This is a genomic window from Bacillus sp. PK6-013 (assembly GCF_054161445.1).
Genome location: NZ_CP096417.1, coordinates 1,310,343 through 1,322,294, shown reverse-complemented (window position 1 = coordinate 1,322,294; position 11,952 = coordinate 1,310,343). Strand labels below are relative to the sequence as shown.

Here is an 11,952-nt window from a genome sequence, read left to right as displayed (position 1 = left end):
TACTGTTATGATCCTACAGCCGCCTGTTTTGACAATCCTTCCGTATTCGTCTTCAATACGAGATAGCGGTTCACTGCGTTCAAGTAAGCTTTGGCAGATGCTTCGAGAACATCCTGGGCGACTCCGCGTCCTCCGGATTCTTTTCCGTCGATCATCACCCTGACGTATACTTGCGCGAATGCATCCTGTCCCTTGCGATTGGATTGAATCCGGTAATCAAGGAGCTGGACTTCTTTATCCATACAGCGCTTCAGCGTGTTGTACACCGCTTCAACACTTCCCGCTCCGGTCGCCGCTTCCTGGATGATCTGATCCGTTTCCTGATCTTTAAGGGAAACCGTTGCTGTCGGAACCTGCGAGGTGCCGTAATGAACCTGCAGCGAAATAAATTCATAGCCGATTTTGCGGTCTGCCGTTTTCTCCTCGAGAATCAGCGAGATGAGATCTTCATCCGTAAATTCCTTTTTCTTGCCGGTAAGTTCTTTAAAGATGTTAAAAAATTTATTGACTTCTTCTTCTCCAAACTGGAATCCGAGGTTTTGCAGCTTATCTTTAAATGCGTGGCGCCCTGAATGCTTTCCGAGGACAAGCGCATCCGTTTTTACGCCGACAAGCTCCGGAGAAATAATTTCATATGTTGTTTTTTCTTTTAAGAAGCCGTCCTGGTGAATGCCTGATTCGTGGGCAAAGGCATTATCGCCGACGACCGCTTTGTTCCGCGGCACGGCCATGCCGGTCAGTTTGCTCACTAAATCACTTGTCCGCTTAATCTCATTCAGCTGAATCGTTGATTCCGCCTGGTAGAAATCTTTTCGGAGATAGAGGGCGACGGCGATTTCTTCCAGAGAGGCGTTCCCCGCTCTTTCGCCTATGCCGTTGATGACCGATTCGACTTGATCCGCTCCGTTTTCAATCGCAGCCAAAGAGTTGGCGACAGCCATGCCTAAATCATCGTGGCAATGGGCTGAAAGCGTGACTTTGTCAGCATTGCGGGCATTTTCTTTAATATAGCGGAAGATATTTCCGTACTCGGCGGGCGCTAAATAACCGACCGTATCCGGAAGATTGACGACGTCCGCTCCCGCGGCGATCACTTCGCTGACGATCTCGGCTAAAAACGGAAGGTCGGTCCGGCACGCATCTTCGGCAGACCACTGGACGATCGGGAAGCGTTCTTTGGCGTATTTCACCATTGCGACCGCCTGTTCCAGAACCTGTTCGCGCGTTTTTTTCAGCTTATATTTTAAATGGATGTCAGAAGTGGCGATAAAAATGTGAAGCCTTGGTTCAGCCCCGTCTTTGAGCGCTTCCCACGCCGAATCGATATCTCCTTTGACAGAGCGGGCAAGCCCCGTTACCGAACAGTTTTTAATCGTCCTTGCGATTTCTTTTACTGCGTTGAAATCCCCGGGGGATGAAGCGGGGAAACCCGCTTCCATAATGTTGACCCCGAGTTTTTCAAGCTGCTGGGCGATCGCCAGCTTCTCCTGCGTGTTTAAATTAACGCCCGGCGACTGCTCACCGTCACGGAGTGTCGTATCAAAAAAGTTAATTTTTCGCACCGGCTACCACCGCTTCCTTCTTCTTGCCCTGCTTGACAAACGGCATCATTTCGCGAAGCTTTCTTCCGACCACTTCGATTTCGTGTTCGTTTTCGCTTGTATTGATGGCGTTGAAACGCGGACGGTTGACTTGGTTTTCGACGATCCATTCTTTCGCGAATGTACCGTTTTGGATGTCTTTCAATACTTCTTTCATTGATGCTTTTACCTTCTCATCGACGACGCGCGGGCCTGATACGAAATCTCCCCACTGCGCTGTGTCTGAAATCGAATATCTCATGCCTGCTAAACCTTCTTCATACATCAAGTCGACGATGAGCTTCAGCTCGTGCAGACACTCGAAGTATGCGAGTTCAGGCTGATAGCCCGCTTCTGTCAGCGTTTCGAATCCTGCTTTGACAAGGGAAGTCAATCCTCCGCACAGCACCGCCTGTTCACCGAAAAGATCGGTTTCAGTTTCTTCTTTAAATGTTGTTTCAAGAACACCGGCTCTTGCTCCGCCGATCGCTTTAGCATAAGCAAGGGCTTTGTCTTTCGCTTCCCCTGTGACATCCTGATAGATCGCAAACAGCGCCGGAACCCCTGCACCTTGTTCAAACGTTCTTCTGACAAGATGTCCCGGTCCTTTAGGAGCGACAAGGAATACGTCAACATCTGCCGGAGGCACGATCTGATGGAAATGAACGTTGAATCCGTGGGCGAATACGAGTGAATTGCCCGCTTGAAGTCCGTCTTTAATTTCCGCTTCATACACTTTTTGCTGCTGTTCATCCGGAAGAAGCACCATAACGATGTCGGCCTGTTCTGCCGCTTCTCTTACCGTGAAAACTTGATGGCCGTCTTCCTCTGCTTTAGCAAAGGATTTCCCTTTTCTGACGCCGACAATGACGTCCACTCCGCTTTCTTTCAGGTTCAGTGCGTGCGCATGGCCTTGAGAGCCGTATCCGATTACCGCTACTTTTTTGCCTGCCAATACGTTTTCTTTGATATCACCGTTATAATATACTTTTACCATTTCAATCTCTCCCTTTTTATGTTTTATACAATAGATATTGTTTTAATAGAGGACGGCTTTTGCTGGGTTCCCCTCGCAAAGGCCGTGGTGCCTGTTCTGGCAACCTCTTTAATCCCGTATGGTTTCAACAGTTCGATCAGGGCTTCGATCTTGCTTGATTCCCCCGTCACTTGAATCACGACGCTGTCTTTTGCGACATCGACGACAGTCGCCCGAAACGGTTCAATGACGCCGTTTATTTCCGCCCTGCTCGACGGAGGGGAAACCACCCTGATTAATGCCAGCTCTCTTTGGACGATCGATTGATTTGTAATATCCGTGACTTTCAGTACATCAATCTGTTTGTTTAATTGTTTTGTCAGCTGTTCCGTTTCTTTTTCATCTGCCACATGCACGACAAACGTGATCCTGGAAATCCCCGCTGTTTCGGTGTGGCCGACGGTAATGCTTTCAATGTTGTAATGCCGTTTTGTAAACAACCCTGTAATTCTGTTTAAGACGCCGCTTTGATTCAAAACCGTCAGCGTGATGATTCTTTTCAAGGTTTCACCCCCACCATTTCGTGCAGCCCTTTTCCAGGCGCAACCATTGGAAATACTTTTTCAGCTTGTGCAACCTGAACATCGATGACCACCGGTTCATTCGACGTTAGCGCCGCTTCCAGCTTTTCTTCCGCTTCTTTTTCAGATGTGATTCGGACACCTTTGATGCCGTATGCTTCAGACAGCTTGATAAAATCAGGCTGTGATGCGAACTTGGAGTGTGAATAGCGCTCATCGTAAAAGATCTCCTGCCATTGCCGGACCATTCCGAGGCAGCGGTTGTTTAAGACCACGACTTTGATCGGAAGGTTCAGATCGCGAATGACGGACAGCTCCTGCAGTGTCATCTGGAATCCTCCGTCGCCGAGTATCGATACAACTGTCGCATCCTTATCCGCAAGCTGTGCCCCGATTGCCGCCGGAAGTCCGAAGCCCATCGTGCCGAGCCCGCCGGAAGTGACCCACCTGTCGGCTTTTTGGAACTGATAAAATTGCGCGGCCCACATTTGATGCTGTCCGACGTCCGTCGTTAAAATAGCTTCGCCTTTTGTATAGCGGTGGATATATTCGATCAGCTTCTGCGGTTTGAATCCTTCTGCTTCATTCTCTTCATACCAGAGCGGATATTCGTTTTTCCAGTCAGCAAGCTGCTTTTTCCATTCATCGGAATCGCTCGGTTTGCCGTTTTGCTTGATCAGCTCTGTCAGTACAAGCTTGCTGTCGCCGACAACCGGAATGTGCGTATGAACGATTTTGCCAATTTCAGCCGGATCGATGTCAATGTGAGCGACTTTCGCATATTTTGCAAAATGCTTCAAGTTCCCTGTGACCCGATCATCGAATCTCGCACCGATGCTGATTAACAGATCGCTTTCATACAGAGCCATGTTGGCCGCATACGTTCCGTGCATTCCGGCCATCCCGAGGAAAAGCGGATGGTCGGCTGGAAATCCTCCCAAGCCTAACAGCGTATGCGCCACCGGAATTTGCTGCTGTTCGACATAATTTTTTAATTCTTCTGACGCTTTCCCGTGCAAGACGCCCGCGCCCGCTAAAATTACCGGCTTTTTCGCTGCACTGACCGCTTCCACAAGCTTTCTGATCTGCAGATAATTCGGTTCCTTCGTCGGCTGATAGCCAGGAAGGTGAATCTCATGGTCGTAGCGGAATTCTCCTTCTACAACGGCGATGTCTTTAGGAATATCGATTAAAACGGGGCCCGGTCTTCCTGTTGTTGCGATATGAAATGCTTCTTTAATAATTCTCGGCAGATCTTCTGCATGGCGAACCTGGTAGCTGTGCTTTGTAATCGGCATCGTAATTCCGATGACATCAGCTTCTTGAAATGCGTCAGATCCGATAACCGAGGTCGCAACCTGACCGGTGAATACGACGAGAGGCAATGAATCGATCATCGCGTCGGCCAGACCCGTTACAAGGTTGGTCGCTCCCGGACCGGATGTGGCGATGACGACACCCGGTTTCCCCGAAATCCTCGCATATCCTTCGGCTGCGTGGATAGCGCCTTGTTCATGGCGCGTCAGTACATGAAACATCCCCGATCCGTAGAGTTTGTCATAAATCGACAGGACCGCACCGCCGGGATACCCGTAGATCACTTCGACATTTTCCTTTTTTAAAGCCTCAATCAGCATTGACGCCCCTGCCATTGTTTGTGTACATTGGGCATTTTCAGCATCCAACTGTACATTCGTCCCCATTTTTCTTCCTCCTTATCAAGTGATCATCATCACTGTTCATTCACGTGGTTTTTTTAAAAATAATTCATGTATATATGCCGCAAAGCATGTTTCCAATCTGCTTTTGCAGCTAAAAAAAGCCTTCCCGCCCACTGTTGACGCTGCACACCTTGCAGGCCAAAGGGGCGAAAAGGCTTTTCTTTCCGCGGTACCACCCTTGTTCGCGGCTTTCGAAAGCCGCCTTATGGATAATCGCTTATCCGGTTTAATAACGAGTGAACCTTCGTGACGTTCACCCGGCCAGCCTTACTAAACTTGGAAGTCGTTCAGGCTGACACTCAGAGGGGAGTTCACAAGCGGAGGCCGTCACCGGTTTCCAGCAATCCCGGCTCTCTGCAGGCGGCGTTTCCGCTGTTACTTATCCTCTTCAACGTTTGTCTTTATTCAACTGACACTTAAGCTTTGATCTTCGAGGCTGACTTTTATCCCTTCACGGACGACGCGCTCGCGGAACTTTTCAAGCATCCGGTTTGTGTGGACTCCCGGTTTGCCGTCCCCGATCTTGCGGCCGTCAACTTTAACGACCGCGATGACTTCTGCAGCCGTTCCGGTTAAAAACACTTCGTCGGCTGTGTATACGTCATGGCGGGTAAACGGCTCTTCCTTCACTTCATAGCCGAGCTCCTGCGCTATTTCGATGATGGCATTCCGGGTGATTCCTTCAAGCGCTCCGATATAGCCCGGAGGCGTCAAAAGCTTTCCGCTTTTATAAATAAATACGTTATCCGCAGAACCTTCGGCGACATAGCCTTGATCATTGAGCATGAGCGCTTCTGTCACGCCCGCCATGTGCGCCTCGATCCGGACAAGAATATTGTTTAAATAGTTCAGCGATTTCACTTTAGGGCTCAGCACATCAGGTCTGTTTCTTCTTGTTGGAACCGTAACGATGTCAATTCCCGTTTCATATAAGTGTTTCGGGAATATTGCCAATGGTTCGACAATTATAATGACACTCGGGTGTGAACAATTGTTTGGATCGAGTCCGAGGTCACCTGCTCCTCTTGAAACGACCAAGCGGATGTAAGCGTCTTTAAGCCCGTTTTTTTCGACTGTTTTGAGAACGTGCTGTGTCAGTTCTTCCTGCTGATATGGAATCTCCAGCATGATCGATCTCGCAGAATCGTAGAGGCGGTCCATGTGCTCTTTCATTCTGAAGATGTTGCCGTCGTATACCCTGATCCCTTCAAACACGCCGTCCCCGTATAAAAATCCGTGATCATAGACTGATATTTTAGCGTCTTCTTTTTTAACGAGTTTGTCGTTTAGGAAGATCCACTGGTCTTTCTGGTCCCCCATCCCTCTAGCACACCTTTCTGTTGTAAATGAACGCTTTAAACGGTTAAAAATCGATGATGCGGGAACCCGTATTCCCGCTGTCATTCCCGGGAAAGATGAAAAGTTTTCAAGTGATTTGTTCTTTTGTTTGAACTCATATTACGCCCCTTTACATGCAGTGTCAACCGTATTTTTTAAAATTATTAGACAATTTCGATTAATCAATCTACTTGTATACGCTTACATGATTGATATAAAAGGAAATGCAAAATTGAAAAACAATTTGAAATTTTTTATGCAATCTATAAAGATTACATAAAAAAACTGGTGTTTTATACAGTTTTGTTAGATTTTATGACTGACAACTTTTTAAAATTTCATCCCGGAAGGTTAGATTTTTTACCACATTTGTGTACAGACTCCATTTTACGATTTTTTACATAAACTGCTGTTAATCCAAATAGAAACGGGTGAATATGATGTACCGCACCTTTCCTCCATACTCTGATCCCCGCGTGCGCCAATACCCGGGATACTTCGGTTATCCGACTACTTATGTCTATAATCCTTCAGCACACGGGCCCTATACCTATTATCCGTACGGCGGAGTGTTCACAACTCCGACTCTCGGATTCGGCATCAGCTATCCGGGAATTTCCGTTCCCGCTGTGCACGGCTTTACCGGTGGATTCAGAGAAGATTAACAAAGCACAAAAAAGAGAGAGCATTTTGCTCTCTCTTTTTACGGTTAAACGACTCCCTGAGCGATCATCGCATCCGCCACTTTAATAAATCCGGCTATATTGCAGCCGTCAAGCAGATTGCCGGGACGTCCGTATTCTGAAGCCGCTTCAACGCTTCTCTTGTAAATATCGGTCATGATCGTTCTGAGCTTCTCATCCGTTTCTTCCGCCGTCCAGTGGAGCCGTGCGCTGTTCTGCGCCATTTCGAGCGCTGAAACGGCCACACCGCCGGCATTTGCAGCCTTAGCCGGCCCGAAAAGAATCCCCGCATCCAAAAAGCGTTTGACGGCGCCCTCTTCAGACGGCATATTCGCCCCTTCTCCGACGGCTTTGACCCCATTTGAAATGAGCACTCCGGCCGCCTCTTCGTCAATTTCGTTCTGGGTCGCGCACGGAAGCGCGATATCGCACGGAATAGACCAAATGCCGGAGCATCCTTCGAAATAGTGTGCTTCCGGATGCTCGCTGACATACTCGCGAATCCTTCCGTTCCCGCTTTCTTTAAGCCGCTTCACCGTCTCAAGGCTGATGCCTTTTTCGTCATAGACATAGCCGTCAGAATCACTGCAGGCCACTACTTTTGCGCCGAATTGAGCGGCTTTTTCCATCGCATACAGCGCCACATTGCCTGAACCGGAGACGACAACGGTGCTGTTTTCAAAACGCAGCCCCTGATCCTTCAGCATTTCTTCTACGAAATAAACCAGACCGTACCCTGTCGCTTCTTTCCTCGTCAAACTGCCCCCGTATTCAAGGCCTTTGCCTGTTAACACACCTGCATCATAGCGGCCCCGAATCTTTTTATACTGTCCGAACATAAACCCGACTTCCCTAGCTCCGACACCAATATCACCGGCAGGGATATCCGTGTCCGGTCCGATATGTCTGTACAGTTCATTCATGAAGCTTTGCGTAAAACTCATGATCTCCCTGTCAGACTTGCCCTTCGGATCAAAATCAGCCCCGCCTTTTCCGCCGCCGATTGGCTGGCCGGTCAAAGAATTTTTAAAAATTTGTTCGAAGCCCAAAAATTTAATAATGCTCGCATTTACAGAAGGATGAAAACGGATGCCGCCTTTATACGGACCGATTGCGCTGTTAAATTGAACCCGGTATCCCCTGTTAACCTGGATATTGCCTTCATCATCGACCCACGGCACCCTGAAGGTGATCATCCGTTCAGGCTCTGCAATCCTTTCAAGAATGCGGTGTTCGATATACTTTGGATGTCTTGCCAATACAGGGACGAGGGAATCGAAAATTTCTTTTACAGCTTGAAGAAATTCGCTTTCGTGAAGATTTCGCTGCCGCACTGTCTCGTATGCTTTTGTCACATAATCTCTCGCCATCTGAACATTTGTTTGCTCCATTTTTTCTAGCGTATGCATCTTTCTTCAGCTCCCTTTCTAAAATAAAAGCAGAACGAACGTTGTAAGATTTTCTACATGGTAAATTTTACAACCAATGCCCCATTTACATCAATCTGAAAAACAGATTAAACCATTGCTGAATTGAGATGTATAACAAAAAGCGAGAATAGACGGGTATTAAGATAGAAGAACCGTTCTTAAATGCTGAGGAGAAAAGAACCAACAAACCATAAAATACCATAACATCCGAAAGGTTTTTTCTGTGCTTTTCGTTGCGATCGGCGCATTTGCCCGTTGTACTCTCGGCAGAAAATGAGCATCTTCTCCCGTTCTTAAAATGAATCCTACTGCACAAAACGAAAACACATAGCTCTTCTTTTTCATGGCAACAATAAAACTAAAACAGGGGTGATCTGATGGACGACAAAAAAGAACTGTCAAACGTTGAAACACAAAGAAACTTTTTAACGGCAGAAGAATTTCCTGAAGGAGCGTATGGAGCTGCCCAGGGCAAAGACAAGCCTGTTGAAAACAAAAACACGCCATGGAAGGAAGGTCAGCAGTACTACAGCAATTTCACATATGAATTCCGCAACCTCCACCAAGGAATGCCGCGACAGTACCCCGGGGCGCATCCAACCCATGACGAAAAGGATCAAAACGAGGAATGACCGATATAAAAAAGAGCCGTGCTAAACGGCTCTTTTAAGCTTTTTTATTGGAGGGGCTGCTGGAAATTTTGATTGTGCTGCTGGTTTTGTTGGTTTTGCTGACCCTGTTGACCTTGCTGTCCTTGCTGGTTAAATGACTGCTGCGCCTGCTGAAGTGCCTGGCTCATTTGGTTCATGGCCTGGTTTGTCTGGATTCCTTGAAGAGCCTGATTCAGCTGCTGAACAGCCTGCTGAATGCTTTGCTGAATTTGCTGATCCGTCTGCTGCATTTGCTGCTGAGATTGGGAGCTGAATTGCTGAATTTGCTGCTTCAGCTGATTGATTCCCTGGCTCAATTGAGAGCTCTGCTGGCCGCTTTGGCCCTGCTGCTGTGACCCCATTTGATTAACAGTTTGCTCCAGCTGGGCAAGCTGCTGCTGGATATTTCCGAATTCCTGAGCAAGTTCGGTATCCGTGATGTTCACTCCGAGCAGCTGCTCATGCTTTTGTTTTTGTTGCTTTTGTTTTTGCTGCTGGTTTTGCTGTTGTTTTGTCATGACAACATCCTCCTTAAAATTGATCACACCCTTTATCTTTTTCATTTTGTTCGAAATGATGAAAGGGAATTTTTAGGGTGTTGTTATTTGAAGAAAAAGGCCATTCAGAGAACTACTCTCACCTCAAGATACAAATGGAGATGTTCTTGGAAGAAGTATAGAAAGAGGATTAGGTACCTCAGAAGTTGTTATAAATAAAAAAATGGAGTGTATATTTTAATAGGATATCCAATAAATAATGGAGTTTTAAATCCGCTCCCAATCCACTCCCAAAACATATTTTCAAACCAAAAATAGAGCAGAAGTTCCCATCAAATAAAAAAACCTCAAACCCTTGTATACCAAGAAGTTTGAGGCTTTTTTCAGAGACGTCCCAGGAGAGATTCGAACTCCCGACCGACGGCTTAGAAGGCCGTTGCTCTATCCTGCTGAGCTACTGGGACATGATGTTGTTTTGTTTCGCTTTAACTATCAGCGACAAGATTTATTATATGCGGATCGGGACATAAAGTCAACAACTTTTTAGAATTTTTTTCTTCACGAGGAAGAAAAAAATTCTTCCTCATGAATGTGCTGGCAGTTGGACATGGTTCGTCAGGCTTTCGACTTCCCGGCCGTCCAAGTCGTAAAAGCGGACCGTTGCATTGTCTTTGTCAATGTTCAGTATAGCATAAGTTTTTTCTTTCCGCACCCGCGGAAGGCGGATGCTGCCGGGGTTGATCAGCAGTTTTCCGTCCATCAGTTCGCTTCCCGCGATGTGGGAATGGCCGAAACAGATGATATCGGCGCCGAGTTCTTCAGCGCGGTAGTATACATTTAAAAGCGACTGTTTAATGCCGTATAAATGCCCGTGTGTGAAAAAAAGCTTTTTTGATCCGACGGGAACGACAACTTCGTCTTTAAACTCCCCGTAAAAATCGCAGTTTCCTTTTACCGTTAAGTAAGAGGAAAGCGCGGGATGGGAAGGATCCAATTCGGAATCCCCGCAATGGATCATGAGATCTGTTTCCTTCCCGTGCCGCTCAGCGATCATTTCCAGTTCGTCTTCAAGGCCGTGGCTGTCACTGACAATCAGAACCTTCATGATCGGCCCTCCTCCTTTACGCTTGGTCCAATAGAGCGGACAGTTTTTTCAGTGCTTCCGCTCTGTGGCTGATTTTGTTCTTTTCGCCGCTTGAGAGCTCGGCCATCGTTTGATCTTTGTCTTTGACGAGAAAAACCGGGTCGTAGCCGAAGCCGTTTGTGCCGCGCGGTTCTTCGGTAATGTATCCTTCCACAGAACCTTCGACCGTTTTCGTTTCCTGTCCTGGAATGCATAATGCGAGCGCGCATCTGAACCTCGCGGAGCGGTCTTCTTTTTCCACCCCTTCAAGCTCTTTCAATAGCTTTTTCAGGTTGGCGAGATCGTTTTTCTCTTCTCCTGCATAGCGGGCCGAGTATACGCCGGGGCTGCCGCCGAGGTAGTCGACAGACAGGCCTGAGTCATCGGCAATTACGATTTTACCGGTTTCTTTCGAAATCGTTTCCGCTTTAATCACCGCGTTTTCTTCAAACGTCTGCCCGGTTTCTTCGATTTCGGGCGTATAGCCGATGTCCAGTAGAGATTTGACATCGTAGCCTCTCGGTTCGAGCATCGCTTTGAATTCCCTGACTTTTCCTTCGTTTTTCGTGGCAATGATGACTTCTTTCATCGTGTATCAAGCCTTTCTCATGTTATTGTTGAATGGCTGATGCAACGTCGCCGAGCACTTCTTTCTGCTTTTCGATGAGTTCGGCGATCCCTTTTTCAGCCAGTTCTAAAAGCCCGTCCAATTCACTTCTTGAGAATGTCGCTTCCTCTCCTGTTCCCTGAAGTTCGACAAAGCGGCCTTCTCCTGTCATGACGACGTTCATATCCACCTCTGCCGCAGAATCTTCCTGGTAGTTCAAATCAAGGATTAATCCTTTTTCCTTATCGATTCCCACTGAAGTGGCAGCCAAAAAGTCAGTGATCGGCATCGCCTTCAGCGTGCCTTTTTCGACAAGTCTTCCGACGGCAAGCGCCATGGCCGTAAATGCTCCGGTGATCGACGCGGTTCTCGTGCCTCCGTCAGCCTGAATGACGTCGCAGTCGATCCAGATCGTCCGCTCACCGAGCTTTTCCAAATCAACGACCGCCCGCAAAGCTCGTCCGATCAGCCGCTGAATTTCCATCGTCCGCCCGGAGATTTTCCCTTTTGACGATTCCCTGATCGTCCTTTGGTTCGTGGCCCGCGGCAGCATGCTGTATTCCGCGGTGATCCAGCCCTTCCCTTCTCCTCTCAAAAAGGGCGGTACGCGGTCTTCCACAGACGCGTTGCATATCACCTTTGTCCCGCCGACTGTGATCAGGACCGATCCCTCGGGATGCGTAATGAAGTCGAGGTCCATTGTGACAGGGCGCAGTTCATTGTTTTCTCTTCCATCGTATCTCATTTTTTACCTCCGATTGTATGT

Annotated in this window: 12 protein-coding genes, 1 tRNA gene and 1 other annotated feature; of the genes, 2 read left to right on the top strand and 11 right to left on the bottom strand. The window is 47.7% G+C overall.

The features are described 5' to 3' along the window. Window positions 1–5 precede the first annotated feature (5 nt). The 5 genes from M1E03_RS06700 to ilvE form a co-directional block, all read right to left on the bottom strand. Complete coding sequence (locus M1E03_RS06700) at window positions 6–1,562, bottom strand: 2-isopropylmalate synthase (protein ID WP_023855436.1); 1,557 nt, start codon at window positions 1,560–1,562, stop codon at window positions 6–8. After that, on the bottom strand, window positions 1,549–2,577 hold the full coding sequence (gene ilvC / locus M1E03_RS06695) for a ketol-acid reductoisomerase (RefSeq protein ID WP_020452476.1): 1,029 nt from the start codon (window positions 2,575–2,577) through the stop codon (window positions 1,549–1,551). The genes M1E03_RS06700 and ilvC overlap by 14 nt, the downstream gene beginning before the upstream one ends. A 23-nt stretch (window positions 2,578–2,600) precedes the next feature. Next, the gene (ilvN, locus tag M1E03_RS06690; protein ID WP_020452477.1) at window positions 2,601–3,119 is read right to left on the bottom strand and encodes an acetolactate synthase small subunit; all 519 of its coding nucleotides are present in this window, start codon (window positions 3,117–3,119) and stop codon (window positions 2,601–2,603) included. Further along, window positions 3,116–4,840: an acetolactate synthase large subunit gene (ilvB, locus tag M1E03_RS06685; RefSeq protein ID WP_020452478.1), complete on the bottom strand. Its 1,725-nt coding sequence runs from the start codon at window positions 4,838–4,840 to the stop codon at window positions 3,116–3,118. The genes ilvN and ilvB overlap by 4 nt, the downstream gene beginning before the upstream one ends. Window positions 4,841–4,997: 157 nt before the next feature. Beyond that, window positions 4,998–5,259: a binding site (T-box leader), on the bottom strand. Window positions 5,260–5,263: 4 nt separating this feature from the next. Continuing rightward, entirely contained in the window at window positions 5,264–6,178 is a 915-nt protein-coding gene (ilvE, locus tag M1E03_RS06680) for a branched-chain-amino-acid transaminase (protein ID WP_023855438.1), read from the bottom strand. A 455-nt stretch (window positions 6,179–6,633) separates the two neighbouring features. On the opposite strand from ilvE, the gene M1E03_RS06675 reads away from it, so the two are divergent. After that, window positions 6,634–6,861 carry a hypothetical protein gene (locus M1E03_RS06675; protein WP_228119622.1) on the top strand — a complete coding sequence of 76 codons (228 nt, stop codon included), beginning with the start codon at window positions 6,634–6,636 and terminating at the stop codon, window positions 6,859–6,861. A gap of 44 nt (window positions 6,862–6,905) precedes the next feature. Here the strand turns inward: M1E03_RS06675 and gdhA are convergent, their stop codons facing one another. Continuing rightward, complete coding sequence (gdhA, locus tag M1E03_RS06670; protein WP_023855439.1) at window positions 6,906–8,288, bottom strand: NADP-specific glutamate dehydrogenase; 1,383 nt, start codon at window positions 8,286–8,288, stop codon at window positions 6,906–6,908. Between the two features lie 398 nt (window positions 8,289–8,686). Here gdhA and M1E03_RS06665 point away from each other — a divergent pair, with 398 nt between their 5' ends. Further along, window positions 8,687–8,941, top strand: coding sequence for a hypothetical protein (locus tag M1E03_RS06665; RefSeq protein ID WP_020452482.1), 255 nt, complete (start codon window positions 8,687–8,689; stop codon window positions 8,939–8,941). Window positions 8,942–8,985: 44 nt separating this feature from the next. Here the strand turns inward: M1E03_RS06665 and M1E03_RS06660 are convergent, their stop codons facing one another. The 5 genes from M1E03_RS06660 to rph form a co-directional block, all read right to left on the bottom strand. Beyond that, on the bottom strand, window positions 8,986–9,477 hold the full coding sequence (locus M1E03_RS06660; protein WP_031304790.1) for a hypothetical protein: 492 nt from the start codon (window positions 9,475–9,477) through the stop codon (window positions 8,986–8,988). 369 nt (window positions 9,478–9,846) lie between these two features. Next, window positions 9,847–9,920, bottom strand: a tRNA-Arg gene (locus tag M1E03_RS06655). 119 nt (window positions 9,921–10,039) lie between these two features. Further along, window positions 10,040–10,561, bottom strand: a complete 522-nt coding sequence (locus M1E03_RS06650) for a YfcE family phosphodiesterase (protein ID WP_025811025.1) — start codon at window positions 10,559–10,561, stop codon at window positions 10,040–10,042. Window positions 10,562–10,577: 16 nt separating this feature from the next. Further along, window positions 10,578–11,168: an XTP/dITP diphosphatase gene (locus M1E03_RS06645; protein WP_020452485.1), complete on the bottom strand. Its 591-nt coding sequence runs from the start codon at window positions 11,166–11,168 to the stop codon at window positions 10,578–10,580. 22 nt (window positions 11,169–11,190) lie between these two features. Next, window positions 11,191–11,931, bottom strand: a complete 741-nt coding sequence (gene rph / locus M1E03_RS06640; RefSeq protein ID WP_020452486.1) for a ribonuclease PH — start codon at window positions 11,929–11,931, stop codon at window positions 11,191–11,193. Window positions 11,932–11,952 lie beyond the last annotated feature (21 nt).

Excerpts from the sequence above, each read along its gene's own strand:
- ilvC (WP_020452476.1), bottom strand. The coding sequence starts at position 2,577 with ATGGTAAAAGTATATTATAACGGTGATATCAAAGAAAACGTATTGGCA.
- M1E03_RS06665 (WP_020452482.1), top strand. The coding sequence starts at position 8,687 with ATGGACGACAAAAAAGAACTGTCAAACGTTGAAACACAAAGAAACTTT.
- M1E03_RS06675 (WP_228119622.1), top strand. The coding sequence starts at position 6,634 with ATGATGTACCGCACCTTTCCTCCATACTCTGATCCCCGCGTGCGCCAA.
- gdhA (WP_023855439.1), bottom strand. The coding sequence starts at position 8,288 with ATGCATACGCTAGAAAAAATGGAGCAAACAAATGTTCAGATGGCGAGA.
- ilvB (WP_020452478.1), bottom strand. The coding sequence starts at position 4,840 with ATGGGGACGAATGTACAGTTGGATGCTGAAAATGCCCAATGTACACAA.
- M1E03_RS06650 (WP_025811025.1), bottom strand. The coding sequence starts at position 10,561 with ATGAAGGTTCTGATTGTCAGTGACAGCCACGGCCTTGAAGACGAACTG.
- M1E03_RS06645 (WP_020452485.1), bottom strand. The coding sequence starts at position 11,168 with ATGAAAGAAGTCATCATTGCCACGAAAAACGAAGGAAAAGTCAGGGAA.
- M1E03_RS06660 (WP_031304790.1), bottom strand. The coding sequence starts at position 9,477 with ATGACAAAACAACAGCAAAACCAGCAGCAAAAACAAAAGCAACAAAAA.
- ilvE (WP_023855438.1), bottom strand. The coding sequence starts at position 6,178 with ATGGGGGACCAGAAAGACCAGTGGATCTTCCTAAACGACAAACTCGTT.
- rph (WP_020452486.1), bottom strand. The coding sequence starts at position 11,931 with ATGAGATACGATGGAAGAGAAAACAATGAACTGCGCCCTGTCACAATG.